The sequence below is a fragment of the Schaalia sp. Marseille-Q2122 genome (assembly GCF_903645355.1).
In the GTDB taxonomy this organism is placed as follows: domain Bacteria; phylum Actinomycetota; class Actinomycetes; order Actinomycetales; family Actinomycetaceae; genus Pauljensenia.
Genome location: NZ_CAHJXR010000005.1, coordinates 262,252 through 283,833, shown reverse-complemented (window position 1 = coordinate 283,833; position 21,582 = coordinate 262,252). Strand labels below are relative to the sequence as shown.

General features: G+C 63.0%; 17 protein-coding genes, 1 tRNA gene and 1 pseudogene. 7 read left to right on the top strand and 12 right to left on the bottom strand.

The window, feature by feature from the left end; all coding sequences use genetic code 11:
• Positions 1 to 6 precede the first annotated feature (6 nt).
• Positions 7 to 633, bottom strand: a complete 627-nt coding sequence (locus tag HWX48_RS07400; protein ID WP_175956132.1) for a CPBP family intramembrane glutamic endopeptidase — start codon at positions 631 to 633, stop codon at positions 7 to 9.
• Between the two features lie 189 nt (positions 634 to 822).
• Positions 823 to 895, bottom strand: a tRNA-Arg gene (locus tag HWX48_RS07395).
• A 244-nt stretch (positions 896 to 1,139) separates the two neighbouring features.
• On the opposite strand from HWX48_RS07395, the gene HWX48_RS07390 reads away from it, so the two are divergent.
• The 5 genes from HWX48_RS07390 (at position 1,140) to HWX48_RS07370 (ending at position 7,759) form a co-directional block, all read left to right on the top strand.
• Positions 1,140 to 1,589: a ribose-5-phosphate isomerase gene (locus HWX48_RS07390; RefSeq protein WP_175956130.1), complete on the top strand. Its 450-nt coding sequence runs from the start codon at positions 1,140 to 1,142 to the stop codon at positions 1,587 to 1,589.
• 133 nt (positions 1,590 to 1,722) lie between these two features.
• Positions 1,723 to 3,402, top strand: coding sequence for an arginine--tRNA ligase (gene argS, locus HWX48_RS07385; protein ID WP_175956129.1), 1,680 nt, complete (start codon positions 1,723 to 1,725; stop codon positions 3,400 to 3,402).
• 3 nt (positions 3,403 to 3,405) lie between these two features.
• Positions 3,406 to 4,863, top strand: a complete 1,458-nt coding sequence (gene lysA, locus HWX48_RS07380) for a diaminopimelate decarboxylase (RefSeq protein WP_254873011.1) — start codon at positions 3,406 to 3,408, stop codon at positions 4,861 to 4,863.
• Between the two features lie 289 nt (positions 4,864 to 5,152).
• Entirely contained in the window at positions 5,153 to 5,398 is a 246-nt protein-coding gene (locus tag HWX48_RS07375; protein ID WP_175956127.1) for a hypothetical protein, read from the top strand.
• 135 nt (positions 5,399 to 5,533) lie between these two features.
• Positions 5,534 to 7,759: a S8 family serine peptidase gene (locus tag HWX48_RS07370; RefSeq protein WP_175956125.1), complete on the top strand. Its 2,226-nt coding sequence runs from the start codon at positions 5,534 to 5,536 to the stop codon at positions 7,757 to 7,759.
• A gap of 201 nt (positions 7,760 to 7,960) precedes the next feature.
• Here HWX48_RS07370 and HWX48_RS07365 read toward each other — a convergent pair whose 3' ends face one another.
• From HWX48_RS07365 to HWX48_RS07350, 4 genes are all read right to left on the bottom strand, one after another.
• Entirely contained in the window at positions 7,961 to 8,800 is an 840-nt protein-coding gene (locus tag HWX48_RS07365) for a class II fructose-bisphosphate aldolase (RefSeq protein ID WP_175956123.1), read from the bottom strand.
• Positions 8,800 to 9,741 carry a 1-phosphofructokinase family hexose kinase gene (locus HWX48_RS07360; RefSeq protein ID WP_175956120.1) on the bottom strand — a complete coding sequence of 314 codons (942 nt, stop codon included), beginning with the start codon at positions 9,739 to 9,741 and terminating at the stop codon, positions 8,800 to 8,802. Before HWX48_RS07360 ends, HWX48_RS07365 begins: the two co-directional genes overlap by 1 nt.
• Before the next feature lie 47 nt (positions 9,742 to 9,788).
• Positions 9,789 to 10,724: an ROK family protein gene (locus HWX48_RS07355; RefSeq protein WP_175956118.1), complete on the bottom strand. Its 936-nt coding sequence runs from the start codon at positions 10,722 to 10,724 to the stop codon at positions 9,789 to 9,791.
• Between the two features lie 98 nt (positions 10,725 to 10,822).
• Positions 10,823 to 11,704 (bottom strand): SIS domain-containing protein, encoded by an 882-nt coding sequence (locus HWX48_RS07350; protein ID WP_175956116.1) that lies wholly within the window; start codon positions 11,702 to 11,704, stop codon positions 10,823 to 10,825.
• A 226-nt stretch (positions 11,705 to 11,930) separates the two neighbouring features.
• On the opposite strand from HWX48_RS07350, the gene HWX48_RS07345 reads away from it, so the two are divergent.
• Together HWX48_RS07345 and HWX48_RS07340 are read left to right on the top strand one after the other, a co-directional pair.
• The gene (locus HWX48_RS07345; protein ID WP_175956114.1) at positions 11,931 to 12,725 is read left to right on the top strand and encodes a DeoR/GlpR family DNA-binding transcription regulator; all 795 of its coding nucleotides are present in this window, start codon (positions 11,931 to 11,933) and stop codon (positions 12,723 to 12,725) included.
• 124 nt (positions 12,726 to 12,849) lie between these two features.
• Positions 12,850 to 12,999 (top strand): annotated as a pseudogene (locus HWX48_RS07340) (carbohydrate ABC transporter permease); the annotation flags it as partial.
• An 89-nt stretch (positions 13,000 to 13,088) separates the two neighbouring features.
• Here the strand turns inward: HWX48_RS07340 and hrpB are convergent.
• The 6 genes from hrpB to HWX48_RS07310 all read right to left on the bottom strand — a co-directional run bounded on the left by hrpB (position 13,089) and on the right by HWX48_RS07310 (position 21,456).
• Positions 13,089 to 15,962, bottom strand: coding sequence for an ATP-dependent helicase HrpB (gene hrpB, locus HWX48_RS07335; RefSeq protein WP_254873010.1), 2,874 nt, complete (start codon positions 15,960 to 15,962; stop codon positions 13,089 to 13,091).
• Between the two features lie 43 nt (positions 15,963 to 16,005).
• Entirely contained in the window at positions 16,006 to 16,926 is a 921-nt protein-coding gene (locus HWX48_RS07330; protein ID WP_175956112.1) for an aldose-1-epimerase, read from the bottom strand.
• 9 nt (positions 16,927 to 16,935) lie between these two features.
• Positions 16,936 to 17,769: an HpcH/HpaI aldolase/citrate lyase family protein gene (locus HWX48_RS07325; protein ID WP_175956110.1), complete on the bottom strand. Its 834-nt coding sequence runs from the start codon at positions 17,767 to 17,769 to the stop codon at positions 16,936 to 16,938.
• Positions 17,754 to 18,539, bottom strand: a complete 786-nt coding sequence (gene hpaH / locus HWX48_RS07320; protein ID WP_175956108.1) for a 2-oxo-hept-4-ene-1,7-dioate hydratase — start codon at positions 18,537 to 18,539, stop codon at positions 17,754 to 17,756. Before hpaH ends, HWX48_RS07325 begins: the two co-directional genes overlap by 16 nt.
• Positions 18,540 to 18,714: 175 nt before the next feature.
• Positions 18,715 to 20,589: an FAD-dependent monooxygenase gene (locus HWX48_RS07315; protein WP_175956106.1), complete on the bottom strand. Its 1,875-nt coding sequence runs from the start codon at positions 20,587 to 20,589 to the stop codon at positions 18,715 to 18,717.
• 204 nt (positions 20,590 to 20,793) lie between these two features.
• Positions 20,794 to 21,456, bottom strand: a complete 663-nt coding sequence (locus tag HWX48_RS07310) for a GntR family transcriptional regulator (protein ID WP_175956104.1) — start codon at positions 21,454 to 21,456, stop codon at positions 20,794 to 20,796.
• Positions 21,457 to 21,582 lie beyond the last annotated feature (126 nt).

The following is a 21,582-nucleotide window of genomic DNA, read 5'->3' as shown; positions in this document are numbered from 1 at the left end:
GACAGACTAAGCCCCCGGCGCCAGTGCGAATAGCCCAAACGCCATCGACAGCCCAGCAAGAAGATTCGCCCCAGCGTGAATCAGCCAGCTCGGCACAATGGAACCACCCGCCAGGCGCTCATTGACCATCCCCAGACTCCATCCAATCACACCCGTAAAGACAATGACCAGCAGGGTGGACACGAAAGGAAGGAGGGAAAAGAACATGATGCCGTGGAGTACACCAAAAAGCGCTCCCTGAGCAGTATTGGCCGCCTGGAAACTCATTGCCGAGTTGAAACGTTTGAGCAGGAACCCGCGGAAGAAAATCTCCTCCCCTAAAGCGGTGCCCACAAAGGCAAAGACGAGGATCGCCGGAAGTGCGCCAACACCCAGGCCTGCAAATTTAGACGCAGCCACCGGAGTGCCCGCCAGCAGCCACTGAATACCCACTCCCAGAACAAAAGTGGCGACAAGAATCAGAACACTCCACCCCACAAGCGCACCGCCAAAGCGCTCCGGGGCGCGCAGGCCAATCCAGGAGAAAAAGCCCGCCCGTGTGCGTGCTGTGACAAGCCACCAAATGAGGGGAACGACTGACAGAAGAAGTAATTGAACAAGGGCTCCAATGAGCTCACTGATGAACAATCCCACGACAGCCTCCTTGCTGGCAGCGGCATCTCATACGGAAAAGGCGAACAGCGATCCGCGTTGACCGCAGGCCCACACTCATCCTAAAACTGGCGGTGAGCTCCGTCTATACGAAGCACAAGAGTGGTAGAGGAAGAAAAATGCAGGAGAGGGAAAGCAAGGAGAAAGGCGCCAGTGCCCCCGAACAGATAGTGCCCCGAACAGGATTCGAACCTGCGACCTTTCGCTCCGGAGGCGAACGCTCTATCCACTGAGCTATCGGGGCCAACGGAGCAACACTTTAGCAGGATTTAGCCGCGCAAGGTATTACGCCGCACTGCAGTATCGGACACGTCGATGCGCATATTGCCTTAGCCTGGCTACTTGTGGCGACTCTGAGCGCACGGATGTCGGATATTCCCGAGCAAAGGTGCACCACACGCGGGGCTATAGTCCAGGGGCTTCGCACTCTCACCTTTGGCATACTTATCACCGTTACTGACAACACCTCGACCCGAAGGAGGGTCCCTATGCGCGTCCATATCGCCACCGACCACGCAGGCTTCGAACTCAAGACCTACCTGGTTGAACACCTCAACGCCGCAGGCCACGAAGTCATTGACCACGGTGCCCACGAATACGACGCCCTTGATGACTACCCCCCCATGTGCATCGAATGTGGCGAGGCAGTCGTCGCTGATCCCGGTTCGTTGGGCGTCGTCATTGGCGGTTCAGGCAATGGCGAACAGATCGCCGCCAACAAGGTCAAGGGCGTGCGCGCAGCACTGGCATGGAATGACGCCACCGCCCGCCTGGCTCGCGAGCACAATGACGCCAATGTCATCTCCGTGGGTGCCCGCCAGCACAGCCCTGAAGAGTGCGCCGCCCTCGTCGATGCCTTCCTTGAAACCCCCTTCTCTGGCGATGAGCGCCACCAGCGTCGCATCGACCTGCTCTCTGACTACGAGGCCGACCGCTGACCCCCCTCCCTTCAGCGGTCAAGCAGCCCCGTGCTCTCGAAATCTCATGCAACCCCCTATGATTTCGATGACACGGGGCTGTTTTTACGTCAAGGAATGGAAACTCACCACCTGAGGAGACTAACCTTTGGGTGTGACTCCTGAAGAACTTGCTGTACTCATCCGCTCCGCCCTCGAAAGCGCGGTCAACGCCGGCACTCTTGCCCTTGACCCCGCCGACATCCCCGACCCCGTCAAGGTCGAGCGCCCCCGCAACCGCGACCACGGCGACTGGGCCACCAACATCGCCATGCAACTGGCCAAGAAGGTCGGCATGAAACCGCGTGACTTCGCTACCGTTCTTGCTGACCTGCTTGGCGCGCACGAGGGGATCGACGCCGTTGAGATCGCTGGCCCGGGCTTCATCAACATCCGCCTGGCCGCCGCCTCCGCAGGCGAACTCGCCCGCACCATCGTCGACAGTGGCGCCACCTACGGCACCAACCCCTCCATGGCGGGCACCCACATCAACCTCGAATACGTGTCGGCCAACCCCACCGGCCCCGTCCACCTGGGCGGCGCACGCTGGGCAGCGGTCGGCGACTCCCTGGCACGCCTCATGCGTGCCTGCGGCGCCGAGGTCACCCGCGAGTACTACTTCAACGATCACGGTTCCCAGATTGACCGCTTCGCCCGCTCCCTCTACGCCCGCGCTCTGGGCCAGGAAGCCCCCGAAGACGGCTACGGCGGCCAGTACATCGCCGACATCGCCGACCGCGTGCGCACTGACGCTGCAGCGGCCGGAGAACCTGACCCCATCACCTTGCCCGAAGACGAGGCCATTGAAGCCTTCCGCGCTCGCGGCGTGGAGCTCATGTTCGGGGAGATCAAGGAACGCCTGAGCTCCTTCCGCTCCGAATTCGACGTCTTCTTCCACGAGGACTCCCTGCACGAGTCGGGCGCCGTTGAGCGCGCTATCGCGACCCTGCGCGAACGTGGTGAGGTCTTTGACGAGGACGGCGCCATCTGGCTGCGCACCACCACCTACGGTGACGACAAGGACCGCGTCCTCATCAAGTCCGACGGTCAGGCCGCCTACTTCGCTGGCGACGTCGCCTACTACCTGGACAAGCGCCAGCGCGGCGCCGACAGCGCCATCTACCTGCTGGGCGCCGACCACCACGGCTACATTGGCCGCATGATGGCCATGTGTGAAGCCTTCGGTGACACCCCCCAGGTCAATATGCAGATCCTCATCGGGCAGATGGTCAACCTCGTCAAGGACGGCGAGCCTGTGCGCATGTCCAAGCGTGCTGGCACCATCGTCACCCTCGATGACCTCGTGGATGCTGTAGGTGTGGACGCTGCGCGTTACGCCCTGGTACGCGTATCCATGGACTCCAACCTTGACATTGACCTGGACCTGCTGAGCTCACGCACGAATGACAACCCCGTCTACTACGTGCAATACGCTCACGCGCGCACCTGCAATGTTGCCCGCAACGCTGGCGAACACGGTGTCCACCGCGAGGCCGGCTTCAACCCTGCCGCCCTGGATGCACCAGCCGACGCCGACCTGCTGGGCAAGCTCGCTCAGTTCCCCGCGCAGGTCGCCCAGGCTGCCGGGCTGCGTGAGCCCCACCGCGTGGCCCGCTACCTCGAATCTCTCGCCGGCGCCTACCACGCATGGTATGGCCAGTGCCGCGTAACCCCGCGCGCCGACGAGGCTGTCAACGAGGCGCATGTGGCTCGCCTGTGGCTCAATGACGCCACCACTCAGGTTTTGCGGACAGGCCTTGACCTGCTGGGTGTGTCCGCTCCCGAAAGGATGTGACAGGTGAGCGCGCCCTCCGCCTCTGACGCAGCATCCAGCGCCGACGCCCTGCCCGTGGGCGCCCTCGTGTGCCCCGAGCCCGACCAGCGGCCCGACCTGTGGCCATGGACGGCAACGCGCGACGAGGATGGTGCGTTGGAGTTGGGAGGGTGCGCCCTTCCTGAACTTGCCGACACCTATGGCACGCCGCTGTTTGTCATGGACCGCGCGGACCTTCGCGGACGGGCCAATGTGTGGGCCACCGCCATGGCCGAAGAATTCTGGGATGGCTACGGCATGGCCGGAGGTGACGCCTTCTACGCGGGCAAAGCCTTCCTCTGCGCGGACGTGGTCCGAACCGTCACTGAATGTGGCATGGGCGTCGATACTGCGTCCTTAGGTGAACTGACCCTGGCCCTGAGGGCTGGCGCTGATCCACGCATGGTTGGTCTGCATGGCAATAACAAGACCGAGGCCGAGCTTGAGGTGGCGCTGCGCGCCGAGAACGCCGCAGGTGAGCGCGCCGGCATTGCCCGGATCTTCCTGGATTCCCCGTGGGAAGTAGGCCAGGTTGAGGCCATCGCCGCCCGCCTGGGCGTTGTTGTCCCCGTCATGGTGCGCGTCAAGACCGGCATCCATGCTGGCGGGAACGACTACATTGCCACCTCACATGAGGATCAGAAGTTTGGCGTGTCCGTCGCAGGTGGCGAGGCCATTGCCGTGGCTGAGGCGGTGCTGGCCAGTGAGCATTTGGAGTTGCGCGGTTTCCACAACCATATTGGGTCGCAGATTATCGGCACGGAGGCTTTTGAAGCTGCAGCCCGCATTGTCATGGCCCTGCGTGCCGAACTGGCTGAGCGCACGGGCGTGTGCGTGCCCGAGATTGATCTGGGTGGGGGAGTGGGCATCGCCTATACCGGGCGAGATCCCGAGCCGACCTCGCCGGTCGTGGTTGCTCGCGCACTGGCCAGCATCGTCCGCGAGGAATCGGCGGCTGCTGGCGTGCCCGTCCCGCATGTTTCTGTCGAGCCAGGCCGCTCCGTTGTCGGGCCGACCATGGTCACCCTCTACCGTGTGGGGGCCATTAAGGACGTCACGATTGACGAGGACGGCCGCCAGCGCCGATACGTGAGTATCGACGGCGGCATGTCGGATAATATTCGCCCTGCCCTCTATGGCGCGCACTACACGGCGCCCCGGGCTAACCGCCGCTGTGATGGTCCTGTGATGCGTTGTCGCGTGGTGGGTAAGCACTGCGAAAGTGGCGATATTGTCGTCCACGAGGTTGACTTGCCTGCGGATCTGCGTGCCGGCGACCTGCTGGTAGTGCCCGCAACGGGTGCCTATGGACGATCAATGGCGTCAAATTACAATCTGCTGACCCGACCGGGTGTGCTGGCTGTCGAAGGGGGCCGTGCGCAGTGGGCGCTGCGGCCAGAAACCCTGGAAGATCTCTACGCGACGGATCCTGCGCTTGCCTGATGGAGCGATGATCGCCGTGTGCGAGCATCACAGCAATGGGGGATGGGTGGCGGGTGCCTCGCTGCCCCGGTGATGGGAGAAGTGCGTCTTTTGCTGCCCAAGGTGTTCCCGCCCTGCTTGTTCCTGCCCGAGGTGTAACCTTGCCCACCATGTGGATGGTGATGCTGTTATTTCTGTCATTTTACTTACCGTGTGGTTAAGCGACATTTGCGCAGATCACAGAAAGGTTCAGAGTATGACACTTGTGAAACAGAATCGCAAAAAACATTCACGTGGTTGGATAACGCCCATGATTGTTGGAGCTTCTGCCGTCAGTCTCGGCCTTCTTCCCAACGTTGCCGCAGCGCAGCCTCTGGAAGAAAACCCCCTTCCCTCTCCCGCCACCACCGTGACGAATCAGGACAACCGACAGATCTGGCTCAGACACAACGACGCCTGCGCGACCTCGTCGGAGGTCCGGATCAACACCGACCGCACCCTGCACCCTGAGCACCCGCCACCCCGGCGAGCCGACCCAGCCTCCTACGCCCGGTGAACAGCCCGCACCGCCCCAGGGGCAGGACAACACCTCCGCACCCGCAGCGCCGACAACACCGAAAATACGGGGAACACGGCGACTCCGGCAAGCAACGCGATTATCTCTCCGGCACGTGCAGCCGATGGCGAGGTCATGAACTACGCCGTAAACCTCAGCCCCGAAGCCACCCCCGAACAGCTCACCCAGCTGGCGGAAGCGGCAAAGGCCCTCGGGGCAGTCCCACTTTCCCAGTACCCCGCCCTGGACGCCTTCTTCGTTCAGTCCGCGAAGGCCACCTTCGCCGCCGACCTGGGCAGCGCAGCACAAGCAGCCACTATTCCTGTGCACTCCATTGGCCCCACCCGCTTCGCGCAAGTCAGCGGAGACGAGGTCCTCGTCCAGGCGACCTCGGCAGGAAACTCCGCAGCAAATGGCGGCGGGGGTAACTCTCAGCTCGATGAGTTCACTCCCGACCCTGAAAGCAACCTCGCCTGGGGTCTGAGCGCCATCGGCGCCCTCGACGCCCAAAAGGTTGACGTTCCCCGCGCCAAAGTCACCGTCGCCATCCTCGACACCGGTGTAGACGGCACCCAGGTCGACCTTGACGATCAAATTGACGTCGAAAACTCCGTCGGCTGCCATGTCAATGGCATCCCCAATAACGCCCGCGAAGCATGGCAGGATGATCACCACCACGGCACCCACGTGGCGGGCACTGTCGCCGCAGAGCACAATGGCCTCGGCGTTGACGGTGTCGCACCCACTGCCCGCATCATGGCCGTCAAGACCTCGAATGCTGGAGGTTTCTTCTACCCTGAATACGTCACCTGTGGCCTCATGTGGGCACTCGACAAGGGCGCTGACGTGACGAACAACTCCTACTACGTCGACCCCTGGGCCTTCTGGATTCCCACCGAACCCTCCCAGGCAGCCGGCTACGAGGTCGTCCGCCGCGCCTTCACCTACACCGAAGACCAGGGTCTGCTTCACATTGCCGCAGCCGGTAACGACGAATATGACCTCGACAATCCGACAACCGACAGCGACAGCCCCAACGACGTTGACGGCGCTGCCATCCTCAACCGCGACGTGACAGCAGGCGTCGACATTCCAGCCATGCTTGACTCGGTCGTCACTGTCTCCTCCGTACAGCGCCCTCGCCGCAACGCCGACCCGACCAAGTTCACGCGCTCACGCTTCTCCAACTACGGCGCCAAGCACATTGAGATTGCAGCACCTGGCTCGGTCATCCGCTCAACCCTGCCCGCCTCAAAGGGCGGAGGCTGGGGCTACCTCAGTGGTACCTCCATGGCGTCCCCGCACGTCGCTGGCGTTGCCGCACTCCTCAAGAGCATCCACCCCACCGCCACCCCGGCTCAGCTGCGTGAACTGCTCTACAAGCAGGCCGGCGACAAGCTTGACGTCCTCACCGACGACCCGGCTAAGGCCTATCGTGGCCGCGGCATGGTCAATGCCCTAGATGCCGTCCTCAAGGATCAGCCCAAGCCTGTTGTGGGCGCCCTGGAATACTCCATTGATGGCAACACCTGGCAGCCTCTAGGGGCCGAGTACAACGTCAACGTTGCCCCCAAGGCTCGCCTGCGCGTGACCGTGACCGGCCCGGCCACCGCAGCATCTCTGCAGGTCTTTGACTTCCCTGCCGTGACAGCCACGAGCGAGAATCCCTTCGGTGAGGATCTAACGCTCACCACCGAGGAACTGCCCCTGGCAGATACCCTCCTGTCCTACGACGGAGAGTTCCTCTCGCTGCCCGTGACGATCAACGCCGAAGGCCGCAATAAGGACCCGCGCGCCGATGATGACGTTGTAGCAGAAAGCAAGCTGGCGCTGGTCAAGGCCGAGGTTGTTCCACACCCTGAAGACCTCAGCGTGGCCCCCTCATTGACGACCCCCAAGCAGGGACAGACAATGACCTTCATGGCTGCAGGTTTCGCCATTGGTGAGAAGGTGACCTTCACGGTGCACTCCGACCCTGTTGTCGTGGGCACAGTCCCCGCCGACAATGATGGCCGCGCCTCCATTGAATGGACTATTCCGGCGGACTTTGGCAAGGGAGAACACACGGTGAAGGCCGTGGGTGAATCCGGACGTGAAGCCTCACAGACTTTCACGGTTCAGGCTCCTTCCCAGCCTTCAACCAACCCAGGTACACCATCCCCCGGCGCCCCCCAACCCAATACGCCTGGCTCCACGGACTCCCCCAAGGACCAGGGGGCACATAAGGCTCAGGGGGCGGGCACAGCGAAGAAGTCCTCCTCGCTTGCCTCCACCGGCACTCAGGCAGGCATGCTTGCCGCGCTGGCTGCTCTCACAACCATGGCCGGCGTTGCAGGTCTGATTGCCCGTAAGCGCAGCTAAGAGCTCTCAGCGAGCTCACACTCAACGGGTGGCCCCACGCCAATGGCGTGGGGCCACCCGTTTTTGTGCGTATCCTCGGACGAGGTCCACGTTTCCAGGATCCCTCGTCGACACACGCTCCCGCACGCAACGATGGGTCACGGGGAACAAATTCGCCCACGAGGCGAAGCGTCGACGGGAAGGAGCGTGCGCCAGGACCTCTCAGGCGCTTGTGTACAAGGAGAGCAGGCGGGCAACCTCGTCAGTGACATGAGCGCGACCAGGGCCAACATACTTACGGGGATCAACCATCTTCTCGTCAGCGGCAAGGATCTCGCGCACAACGCCGGTGAATCCAACATTGAGGTGGGTGGAGACATTAATCTTCGTCATGCCTGCCTTAATGGCCGCCACCATGCCCTCGTCGGATACGCCCGACGAGCCGTGGAGGACCAGTGGTACGGGGACAGCATCACGAATGGCGCTGATGAGCTCCGTATCAAGCACCGCGCCGCGGGTTGTCATCGCGTGAGAGGATCCCACGGCCACTGCCAGCAGGTCCACGCCGGTGTCGGCGACGAAAGCGGCAGCATCCTGTGGGTTTGTGCGTGCGGAGGGATCATGCACACCGTTCTTTCCGCCAACCTCACCCAGCTCAGCCTCCACTGCCACGCCAGCGGCGTGGCAGAACTCCACGACAGTAGCCGTCGTGTCGCGGTTCGTCGCATCATCCAGGTGCGAGCCGTCATACATGACGGAGTTAAAGCCCAAATCAACGGCGGCCTTACACAGGTCAGCACTTTCTGCGTGATCGAGGTGGACGGCCACCGGCACGCTTGCCTCATGGGCCAAGGCGAGCAGGGCCGCGCCCAAGGGGGCGATCTTGCCACCGTGATACTTAATGGCATTCTCCGACAGCTGCAAGACAATCGGAACGCCAACGCGTTCAGCGGCCTCAACCTCGGCGTGGGCAAACTCAAGCAGCACCACGTTGAATGCGCCTAAACCAACCTTCGCGGCCGCCGCGTCAGCAGCCATCTGGCGAATATCGACAAGAGGCATCAGTAGGACTCAACTTTCACTAGGGGGAGCATTTCTTCATACAGATCACGATCGACCTCGCCAGCCACCGGGCAGGCCACGGCCGCACCTGAGAGAGCAACCGCTTGAGGAAGGGCGCCAGCCAAAGCCTGCGCGCTGAGCGGGCCGTCATAGGAGGCGAGGAAGGCACACCACGCCGCCACTGAGGCATCCCCCGCACCCGTCGGGTTGCCTTCAATGGAACGAGCAGGCAGGGCGCGGAAGGCTCCGTCAGGGCCGTGGACGCTCATACCGCGCGCCCCTTCAGAGACAATAACCACGCCCACTCCTTGAGTCAGGAGGGCGCGGGCACCTTCTGCGACGTCCTCCACGCCAGTTGTCTGGCGTAACTCAATGTCATTGGGCTTGACCACATCGGCTCCAGCCTCGCAGGCAGCCCTCAAGAGTGCGCCGCTGGCATCGACGAGGATGCGCGCCCCGGCCTCGTGGACGGTACGTACCACGGCGCTCATCCAGGTGGCGGAGGAGTCTCCGGGAAAGGACCCGCAGCAGGCGACGATGTCACCAGGGCGGACCTCGGTAGCTAGGAGCGTGCACAGGCGCCCCCAATCCTCCTCCTGGGGGGCGCTCCCGGCCTCGTTAAATACCGTCGCGTCAGAGTCGACAACGGCAATACTCATGCGCGTCTGGGCTGTCGTGTCAATAAAACAGGGCCGTACCAGGTCAGCGGGGGTGCACTGGGAGAGCAGCTCACGGAAGAAAGTACCGTTGCTGCCGCCGAGGAAGCCGGTGATGGAGGAGGTGTATCCAAGCTGAGCAAGAACCCGGGCCACATTAATGCCCTTACCGCCGGGGCGGATCTCCACATCGTCCACACGGTGGCTATGCCCGTAGTTCAGGGCAGGCACCTTGTAGGTGAAATCAAGGGCGGGGTTGGGGGTGATGGTCCAGATCGTCCTCATGCAGGTGTCTCCTGTGGTGCTCCGGCGGGGCTGTTGGTGTCGGGGAGCTATTGCCGTGAAAGGTCATGACGTTGGAAGGCGCTGAGGGCAGCCCCCAGGACCTGTGAGCGTGAGCCGAGCGTGGCGGTCATGACCGACGGGGGTGGGATGATGCCCAGTGCCAAGCTGAGTTCCATTTCGAGGTGATCGCACAGGGGCGCTCCCTCATTTGCCAGGCCGCCTCCGAGGACGACGGGGATGGGGCCGCAGGCAGCCAGAGCTGGGGCGATGCCGTGGGCGAGGGTGGAGATCGCATCGTCGATGATCTCTTGAGCGTCCTTATTGCCAGCGCCTGCGAGGAGGTAGACCTCGGCTGCTCCCGCGTCTTCACCGACGAGGTCGGCCTCGATGGCGCGTTTGGCGATGGCTGAGGCGCTGCTGACCTGCTCCAGGGGGAGTAGGCAGCCTTGGCGCTGTGGGTCGGGGACGGGAACCTGCCCGATTTCGCCAGCCCAGCCGTGGGGTGCGACGGGCGTGCCATTGAGGACGAGGACGGAGGCGATGCCTGTGCCGATGGCGATGTAGAGGAAGTCGGGCAGGGTGATGCCCCAGTGGGATTCGGCCTTGGCTCCATTCCGGACGTCGTGTCCGAAGGCGACCGGGCAGTTGAGGGCTGCTTCAAATTCGGCGTGGGCAGACCAATTCTCCCAGCCGAGATTGGCGGAGAATTCCGCGATTCCGCGGGCTTCGTCAACGATGCCGGGCACGTCAATGCCGATGGTGGTGATGATTTCGTCGCTGCGAATAGGGCCTTGTGGGCCGTCGATCTGGCCTGCATGGACGCATTCACGCAGGGTGGTTAACAGGGTGGCGCAGGCGGCGGTGATGGCTGAGGTGGACCGAGGGGTGTCCATGCTCTCCGAGGCGTAGATTCGAGCGTTCTCGCCGATGAGAGCGGCTTTGATGGTGGTGCCGCCGACGTCAATGCCAATCGCGTAACGCATGGTGAGACTCCTCAGGAGGGGGTGGGATGGGATGTGAGGAAGATGAACGCCTTCGCGGCATGCACAGTGAGTGTGTCACGCCGCGAAGGCTATGTAAATTAGGCGTCGAGAATCACCGAGCGGGTCAGGTGACGTGGGGTGTCGGGGTTGAGGCCGCGTGCTTCGGCGCGGGCGACAGCTAGACGCTGGGCGATGATGAGGTCTGCCATGGGGTCAAGGTCGGAGTGGACGAATTCAGCGCCGGTGGCTGCTACCTGCGCCTCCAGGCCCTCGGGGACCTCGCCAAATGCCCACACGAGGCGGCCGGGTTCAGCGATGGAGATGGGGCCGTGCCGGTATTCCATGGCGGAGTAGGCCTCGGTCCAGGACTGGCTGGCTTCACGCAGTTTCAGGCCGGCCTCGTTGGACAGGCCGATGGTCCAGTTGTAGCCGAGGAAGGAGATCTGCGTGGCATCAATCCACCGTTGGGGGATCTCTACCTCGAGGGCCGTGCGGGCATCGGCAATGGTGTGGGTGAGGTCCTGGCCGAGGCTCACGCGGAAGTAGGCCAGCGCGGAGGTGGCGAAGCGGGTTTGGACGACGGATTCTTCGTCGGCGAAGTCGAGGACGACCTCGGCATGAGCGTAGGGCGAGGCAGGGCCGGGGGAGACTGCGGTGATGAGGGTGGCGGGTCGACCGTCCTCGTGGAGCTGACGCATGACGTCAATGATTTCGGTGGTGGTGCCAGAGCGGGATAGGCAGATGACGTGGTCGTAGGCGCGTTCAACGGGGAACTCGGTGGCGGTGAAGGCATCGGAAACGCCCTTGCCCATGGTTTCACGCAGGCGCGTGTAGGCCTGCGCGATGAACCATGAGGTTCCGCAGCCGATGACGGCAACGGAGTCACCGTCTGCGACGAGGGGTGCGGCGTCGGTGGCGAGTTCGACGACACGGGTCCAGACCTCGGGCTGGGAGGCAATCTCGGCGCTGGTAATGCTCATGAGGGGCACCTTCCTTGTGTGCGATGTGGTCAATAATGAGAGCATCTATTGACTAAACATGATTACAGAGTGAGTATATCAATCAGTATTGATCGTTAGTGTAGTCTGTGCAGTGACACTTTCACCACCAATGACGCACCACTGTTTCCACATTCTCCCCTCACGTCCACTCCTGACGCACAATAGGGAAGAAAACGGGCAGAAAACATGGGAAAGGAGAGCTGCCGTGAACCGCCAAGACCGACTCTCGGCACTAGCCCATCTGGTGATGGAACGTGGCACCCTGCGCGTCGAAGACGCCGTCGAAGAACTCGGCGTATCGCCAGCAACTGTACGCCGTGACCTCGACACCTTGGCCAACCAACAGCTCATCATGCGCACCCGCGGCGGCGCCAGCGCTAACCCCTCCAGCGGAGAATTGCCGCTCAGATACCGCTCAGGTGCCCAATCGGAGGCCAAGCTCGCCATCGCCCGAAGTGCTGCAGCGCTCGTGAACCCAGGCGATGTGATCGGTTTTAATGGCGGCACCACCACCACACTTACTGCCCACGAAGTTGGCCTACGCGTCAGTGCAGAAGAAGACTTCGAAAATGACGGCATCACCCTGGTCACTAACGCCATCAACATCGCCAACGACCTTGCCATTCGCCCCGGAGTGCGCGTCGTCGTCACAGGTGGTGTCGTGCGGGCACGCAGCTATGAACTGACCGGACCGCTCTCTTCCCTCATCCTGCCGCACATCTCCGTTGACACTCTTTTTCTGGGAATCAATGCTCTTGATCTGACGCACGGCCTCTACACCGACCACGAGGGTGAAGCTCAGGTAAACGCCGCGCTCGCCAGTGCAGCCCGGCGCGTCGTCGTCGTTGCCGACTCAGGAAAAATCGGACAGAGCGCCTTTGCCAAGATTGCTCCACTGACAGCAGTATCCGCCGTCGTCACCGACACCGGCATCTGCGATGAACACGCCCACGCCCTACGAGAACACGGGATTGAGGTCGTCATCGCCCCCACCCCATAGCCCCTATCAGCCCGCTAGTATCCCCAACACCGAGGTCGACCTTGCCCTGTACTGGCAGGTGATCGACCGCTCTGCGGGGCGCACCCGCACGCGCGAGGAATAGGAACTCGTTGATGACACCCATGTGCGCATCCTCGCCCCCGCCATGGTGACGATCTTCCTGTTCATCTTCGTGGCAACCTGGAATAACTTCCTCCTGCCCCTGATCGTCCTCTTCCTGGGCCTGCAAAAGTACTGGCAGTCTGGCCTGGCTGCTGGCTCGGTGAAGGGTTAGGTCGCATAGCTCGACGCATTGCTCTGATGGGGCGTGTGAGTTCAGCAGATACTGCCGGATCCACACGCCCCATTGGCAAATGGGCAGTCTTATGTCTGACGAGGCTTTGCCCGCGAGGTCGGCGCCTCGCTGAAAGGATCCTCTGGCCAGGGGTGCTTCGGGTATCGGCCTCGTAGTTGGGCGCGTACCTGCTGGTAGGGGCCAACCCAGAAGGAAGCCAAATCCGAGGTGACAGCAACCGGGCGACCCGCAGGATCAAGCAGGTGAATAAGAATCTCTCCACGCCCGTCGGCCCATGTGGGTGTGGCTGTCCACCCGAAAGCCTGTTGGACCCGCAAAGAGAGAGTCGGCTGTCCGGTGCTCCACTCCACCTCACGGGTCCCACCGGCAGGAATCGGCAGACGCACAGGGGCAAGCTCCTCTAAACGTGCTGCCTCCGGCCAGGGCAGGAGGTTGCGCAAGGCGGCCTCACAATCGACGCTGGCCAGGGGAGCTCCTGCTGCCAGGCGATCACACTCTGCTCCCAACCACTCCTCGTAACTGTTGGCGAGGGCCTCGTCGCTGACATCCGGCCAAGGCTCTCCTAACACCTCGTGAAGGGCGGCCATGCGGGCACGCAGCTGGCGGGCGGCGGCGGACCACTCGAGGAAGCTGACGCCCTCTCGCGCAAAGGATTGAGCAATAGCGTCCCGTGCAGCCTCCGGTGGGCATTCGGGCAGAGGACGTTGGCGCAGTTCAATGGCGCCCAGGAGTTCGCGCTCGCGGGCACGAAGGCGGCCATTGTCCCACTGGGTGAGTACCTCGCGGCGCAGTAGGGCAGAGGCCGCCTGCCGGGCGAGGGCCTCGTCGGCGGGGATAGCTGCCCGAATCAGCGCATCACGCGACCCCGGCGCCCTTGCGAGGTCGGTGACGACCAGCCACTCGCAGCCCTCCAAGGGGCTGGCAGCCGACGAGGAGACAGTCGTGGCGGAGTGAGCGGGCGCGCTTGCGCCGCTGGCGCCGGGCAGGCCCGCCCCCAGCCCGCAGGCGAGCAGATAATGCTGGCTGCCGGGGCGCTTGCGGGCAATCCATCCCGGCCAGGCGTAGGCGCCCAGAAGGGCGAGGTCCGCGTCAAGGGCTTTACCTTGCCCGCCTTCAACGCGGCCCTGAGGAGCAGCGTCCGTCCCACTCTGTGCCGCCGGGGCGGGGGCTATCGAGCCCTGACGACGCATCATCGCCGCCAGGCGCCGCTCACTGTCAGCCACTGCCGAGGCACTACGCCCCTGCGCGCCACCGCGCCGCCCTGAAGAAGATGCGCCGCGCCCACGATCCGCCAGGAGGGCTCGTGCAGCCGAAGAAAGATCCGCGCCCTCGGGCCGCAACTCTTCGGAGAGGATCGCCACGGCCCGGGCTGTGCGCTCCACACCAATGAGAACCCTGCCATGCTCGCAAGCATTGGCCCAGGCGGGTTCCACAGGGTAGGCGACAAGGCGCCGCCCATGATCAGTAACACGCCCGTCCGCATCGCAAGCCCCCAGGGCTTGGAGGCGTTGCGTCGCAGCCGCCGTCGTACCGTCTGAAGGCCGATCAAGGAGGGCCAGATCCTCCCAGGAGGCAGCTCCCCAGGCCTTCGCCTGCAGCAGCGCATCCGTTATGTCGGCACACACAATCTCCGGTTGAGAGTGGGCTGGCCGTTTCGCCCACTCCACGGCGTCCGCGCAGCGCACTACGACACCTGGCCCCAGGCGCGCGGCACGGCCAGCCCGCTGAGCGCCCCGACCTCGTGAAACGGGTACTGTCACCAGCGATCCCACGCCCGTCACGGGCTCCACCCTCGGCTCACGAGACAGGCCAGCATCAACGACCGTCCGCACGCCGGGGATCGTCAGGGAGGACTCAGCAACGGCGGTGGCAATAATGATCCGGCGCCGCCCCTGCTCGCGTGGGGTGAGTGCGCGATCCTGCTCAGCGGGAGAGAGCCCACCGTGGACGCTGAGAATCTCCACCTCACCGGCAGCGATCGACGAGGCCAATGCGGTGGCGAGGGGTGCGCTGACCTCGTGAATCTCACGCACACCAGGGACAAATACCAGCACGTCACCGGCATCTGTGCGCCCGCGCCCATCGTCAAAGGCGCGGACGGTAGTTGAGGCAATATGCTGAAGAAAATCGCGGGCAACGACGAGCTCACCGCGAGCTGTCGTCGTCATCGTGGAGACTCCGCGTGGGGGCGGCGCCCAGCGTTCCTCCAGCGGATAGAGGGGGACGGGCACATCGACATGCCGGGTCTCACCCACCCACTCGGCCAGGAGGGCGAGCGTGCGCTCCACATCCAGGGTGGCCGAGGTGACGGCAAGGAAAAGGTCCTCACGCACGGTAGCGCGCACGTCCACACTGAACGCGCAGGCCAGATCCGAATCAAGATGGCGCTCGTGGAACTCATCAAAAAGAATCCCGGCCACCCCGGGCAACTCCGGATCGGCATGAAGGCGCCGCAGGAGCAAACCAGGAGTGAGGAACTCAATGCGGGTGGTGGCACTGAGCGCACTGTCGCCGCGCACCGAATAGCCCACGCTCTGGCCGACTTTTTCACCAATAAGGTGGGCGAGGCGTCGCGCAGCGGCGCGCGCAGCAATCCTGCGCGGCTGGGTGACGAGGATCCGGCACGGAGCGCCGGTCGTAGTGCCAGAAGCGGTGCCAGAAGCAGTGCCAGAGTGAGCGTTGCTACTGGTGGCGCTACCGGTTGCGTTCGCGGCAAGGAGGCAGGCAAAGAGGGGCGGCAGGAGCGTGGTCTTTCCCGACCCTGGCTCTGCCGTCACCACCAGGGCACCCCCTGGAATGCACAGGGGCGCGATCTCATGCAGCGCGGCTGCAACCGGCAAGGCAGCGACCTCGGGGCGCGCAGTATTGCCAGGAGGCTTGGCCACCGCCGTCGCCTCGGCGCCAAGAAAAGGCGCGCACAGGGCGGCAAAAGGGTCATTCACTACAGGAATCACAGGCGCGTACGGGAAAGAACTCAGCGAGGCATCACAGGCCGCTGGCGCTCAGCCGGTAGCTGAAACGATGCGTCGCACCAGGAGCCAAAGCAATGACATCCTGGCCGGTATTGAAGGCATCGGGCGGGCAGGTCATCGGCTCCACGGCAATACCCAGACGCCCGAAAGCATCCCCCGTGTAGGCCTGAACCCACGGGGCACCACTATGCAGGTGCGTGGTGAGGCCAGTGTCAGGATTACGCAGGTCAACACGCCACGCCCGGTGCGTCGGCAGATCCGTAAAGCAGTGGTCAACCGTTACGCCACGCAAGGAACGAGGCTCACGGAAGTCCCGATCCAAGGCGGTGACCGCGAGTTTCTCGGTGGGGATGAGCTGCTCGTCAGCATCCATCACTGAAGCGGCCGGGAGCGTCAGTTCCCAATCATCCACGGCGCCCTCGCCAGCCGTCAGATAGGGGTGGTGGGAGGCGCCATAGGGGGCAGCGGTGTCGCTGAGATTGCGTGTCGTGATCGCAACCTTCAAACCCTCATCTGCATTGAGGGCGTACTCCACGCGGGACTGCACGGTCCAGGGGTAGCCGTAGGTGGCCGGGCTGATGGCCTCGAAGATGCAGTGATCCTCGGCGTACTCGTGCAACTGCCAGTGCGTCCACGACAGCAGGCCATGCAGGGCGGTGCGAGTGGCAATATCCGTGCAGGGAAGCTCGTAGTCCTTACCCATCCACGAGTAACGGCCGTCGCGAATACGATTCGGCCAGGGCACCAGGGTCTTACCCATGTAGCCCGGCGGGCACTGGTCGGCAGTGTGGGCCAGGATCAGGTCATGGCCCTTGTAGGTGAGGGAGGCAAGGCCTGCCCCCGCGTTGACGAAGGTTGCCCGATAGGGGCCAGCGGCACATTCAAAGGCGTGCGTGCTCGGGCTGGAGGGGGAGTCAGTGGTGACGAGGGTCATGGCTCCAGCCTAATAGCTTGGACGCTCTTCGGGTGCTTGCACGGGCACATCAGATGCGGGTGTCGCACAATAGCGATCCGCCAGCGCTTCACTCCCGCGTGCCAGTAGCGCCACATCCGCACCCACGAGGATGAAATCCATCCCCTCCTCCAAGTAGCGCTGGGCTAAACGCGGATCGAAGGCGTTAATGCCCACAGGTTTGCCAGCGGCGCGGCCTGCCTCAATAGCGCGGTGGACAGCAGCAATGACCTCGGGGTGATCCTGCTGGCCGATGACCCCCATTGAAGCAGCCAAATCCGAAGGCCCGATAAAGATCGCATCCACACCATCCACGGCGGCAATCTCGGCGGCATTCTCCACAGCCTGAGCGGTCTCGATCTGCACAATGACCGACACAAACTCCTCATTGGCCCGCTTGAGGTAGTTCTCCACCCGATTCCATCGAGCCCCGCGCGCCAGGGCAGAGCCCACCCCGCGCACGCCCTCGGGCGGATAACGGGTGGCCTTCACCGCAGCGGCGGCATCCTCGGCGGTATTGACCATGGGGATGAGGAGGTTTTGTGCCCCCAGATCCAGGTACTGCTTAATGAGCACCCAGTCGTTGATCGGCACGCGCACCACCGGCGTCACCGGGTAGGCGGCGATGGCTTGGAGCTGACGCTGAATGCTCTCCAGGCTCAAGGGTGCGTGCTCGCCATCAATGAGCAGCCAATCCAGACCCGACCCGGCGCAGATCTCCGCAACCGTGGGGCTACCGGAACACACCCACATGCCCACGCGGCCACGCTCGGCCTCGCGGAGTTCCTGACCGAAGGTGGGGGGAAGATTTAGACGAATCGACATGAGATGGTTCCCATCTGCCCGTAGTCACACACCACAGAGTCCCCTCGGCTCACCCACATGGGGCGGGTGAAGGATCCTGCGAGGATAATCTCACCAGCCTCCAGGCGGGCGCCGTGCTGGGCGAACTTATTGGCCAGCCAAGCAACGCCAGTGGCCGGATGGTTAAGAACGCCAGCCGATACGCCGGTCTCCTCAATGCTCTCATTGCGATAGAGCAAGGCCGACACCCAGCGCAGGTCAAGATCGTGGGGGCGCATGGGACGTCCGCCAATCACCATCGCCCCGTAGGCGGCATTGTCAGAGATCGTGTCGACAATGGTGCGGCCCTCCAACTCAATGTGGGAGTTGAGGATTTCGAGGGCGGGGGTGACGTATTCGGTGGCGCGCAGCACGTCAAAGATCGTGCAATGGGGGCCCTCCAGGGCGTCCTTGAGGACGAAGGCGAGTTCGACCTCAATACGGACATTGAGGAAACGATCAAACTCAATGACGGCGCCATTCTCATAGACCGTGTCATCGAACATGACGCCATAGTCAGGTTCAGTAATGCCGGTCGCCGCCTGCATCGCCTTCGAGGTCAGGCCGATCTTGCGACCCACCAGGCGACGCCCGGCGGCGATCTGCTGGTCGCGCCAGACGCCTTGGATTGCGTAGGAGTCCTCGACGGTGGCCTCGGGGTAGCGGGCTGTAATACGAGGGATGGGGACGCGGGTCTGGTCGGCATGGGCTAGCTCAGCCGCGATAGCGTCAATCTGTGAGGGTTCCAGCATGATCCAATTCTCCTGTGGTGAATCCATCAAAGTGTAGTGCGTGGCGCGTGTTGCCCGCGAAAAGTGCCAGTGTTCGCGAGGCAGTGCGGGGGTGGGCTGACGTAACGCCGAGATCTCAGCCGTAGTATCCCCGCACCGCCTCGCGAGCCTATGGGTGGCCCAGCGGGCCCATCTCTTAGCTCAGGTCAAAGACCCCAGCGAAGAAGCGCGCTAGAGAATCGTGATCCTCCAGGCCAGCAATGTGGGCGACGTACATGTCGGGGCGAACCACGACCACCGCGCCCGAGCGAGCAATTCCGCGCTCCTCGAAAATGTCCTCTCCCTCAAGGGTGGCGTAGACCTGGTTCCAGTCCTCCACCTGGAAGGGGCCATTCTTCGGGCGGAATGCAGCCGGAGCATCCGTGATCTCAAAGTCGTGGACGCCCTGCTGGTAGATCACCTTCATCTCAAAGAGAGTGTTCGGATCGGCACCGGCAGGCGTGTGGCGCAGCAGCGGCGACTTATGGTCGCTCGTCCACCACTGCGCGAAGTCGTCGACTGCGGACTGGGTTGCGGGGTGCGCCTCGTCGGCGAAGACGTAGATGCGCCAACGGCCGTCCGCCTGATGCTCGTGGCCAATATGCTTGACGGTCGCGTCGCAGCGGCGCATTGCGCGGGCGGACTTGAAGCGCTTGCCCAGCGGGTAGCCGGTGGCGAGATCCTGGCGGGCTTCAGCGGAAATGACCTGCGAGGGCGGGTACTGGGTCATGAAGCCAGCGGGGAATTCGGCGGTGCGCACGTAGAAGTCCTCAATGCTCTCGCCATCTCCGCTGCCAGCCATACGCCCCGACCACTCCAGGTCGAAGTCGATGAGGTCCTGAGCGATCTGCTGGCGCTCAGCATTGTAGGTACGCAGCAGCTTCTCAGACGACAGGCCCCGCAGCACCTGGGCCAGCTTCCAGCCCAGGTTGAAGGTGTCCTGCATGGACACGTTCATGCCCTGGCCGGCCTTGGCCGAGTGGGTGTGGCAGGCGTCGCCAGCAATGAACACGCGAGGCATCCGCTCGGGCGCGGCATCGGAGGGCACGTCGTCGAAACGTTGGGTGACGCGGTGGCCGACCTCGTACACCGACCACCAGGCCACGTTCTTCACATCGAAAGAGTAGGGCGCCATGATCTCATTCGCGCGGCGGATAATCTCTTCCAGCGGGGTCTGGCGGACCTTGTGGTTGTCGTCCTCAGCGAGGTCACCCAGGTCCACGTAGGTGCGGAAGAGGTAGCCGCCCTCGCGAGGAATGTGCAGGATCGAGCCCTTGGAGGAGTTAATAATGCACTTGGTGCGAATGTCAGGGAAGTTCGTGTCGACAATGACGTCGGCAACACCCCAGGCGTGCATGGAGATCACCTTGGAGTAGGTTGCTCCAATACAGTCGCGGACCTTCGAACGCGCGCCGTCGCCACCGATCACATACTTGGCGTGGACGACGATCTCCTCACCGGCACGCTCGCCCTCGACGTAACGCAGCGTCACCTTGACGGGGTAGTCGCCCTCGTCCAGGACCTCCAGGCCCACGAACTCGTAGCCGTAGTGGGGGCGCATGCGTGAAGGCGAGTTCGCCATGAAGTCGCAGAAGTAGTCGATGACACGCGCCTGATTGACGATGAGGTGGGGGAATTCAGAGATTCCATGCGGGTCATCGGGGGTGATCTTCGTGCGGACAATATTCTCTGGCGCTTCCGGGTCGGCCTTCCAGAATGCTGTCTCAGTGATCTGGTAGGCCTCGTCAATGATTTCATTGGCGAATCCGAAAGCCTGGAAGGTTTCAACGGAGCGGGCTTGAATGCCGTCGGCGTGGCCGAGCTCCAGTCGGTGGGGACGCTGCTCCACGAGGACAGCGTGAATGTCGGGGAAGGCTGCGAGCTGAGCAGCGGCGACGATACCGGCAGGGCCGGAGCCGACGATCATCACGTCAACGGTGTCGGGCATCTCCGGGCTGCGGTCGATGCCAACGCCTGCTGCGCTCTTCACACGAGGGTTCGTGGAGACGTAGCCATGATGGTGGAATTGCATGATTGAGTCCCTTCACATCATTGTGGGGAGGCCTTCAACAGCCCGGCAGCTCCAAGTGGGGCGAGCGGGGGAGTGAGGCAAATGGATATGCGGATAGGTGCGCGGTGGACGCGCTCAGGGGAAGGAAATATTCAGTATGAAAATACTGCCCTGGGGAGGTGTGTGTCTGGCAAACGCGGGCTGAAAACCGGGGCGAACCTCGGTTCAGAGGGCACGCGCCGGTGCCGAGACCTTGGAGTGCAGCGAAGCCAGCTTGTGCTGACGGGCAAAGTGTTCAATCTCTGCCGGGTCAGCGCCCCTGCGAATCATCTCCAGGAGGCGATCGTGCTGGGCAATCGAGTCAGCAGACTGGGCGCTCTCGAACTTCAAAGAAGAGCGTCGAATGATGGTGACTCTTTCGGCTTCGCTGTTCACGAGTGACACGATGCGAGAGTTCGGGCAGGGGGCGCAGAGCACCGAGTGGAAACGTCCATTGAGCCTGCGGTACGCGTCGGAGTCGAAGTAGGAGGAACGAGTGAGGGCTTCCATATCACGGTTGAGAGAATGAGCGATCTGCAGATCCTCTTCCGTGAGGTGCGGGGCCGCCAGGGCCGTCGCCATGCCCTCTAAGAGAGCCAGGGAAACCATCGCCTCGTAGTAGTCCTCAAGATTGACCTCGGAGACCCGAGCACCAATATTGAGGGTGTATTCCACCAGTCCTTCAGCTTCGAGGGAACGAATCGCTTCGCGTACCGGAACAGTGGAGACCCCGAACTCGTCTGCCAGTGCAGAGAAGGTCAGCCGGAAACCGGGGGTGTACTGGCCATCAACGATGCGCGAACGCACCTGCTGATAGACAGCGTCCGATTTCGAGGTGGGGGCTGACATTCGGTGGTGTCCTTTCTGTTCCTTCTCCTCTGGTGAGGGATGAAAATGCAGGTGAGGAATGCTTGGGGGTGCTCGAAGGAGTCACCAACACCCCCAAGCATAGGGGACGGATCACGCGAGGTGGAG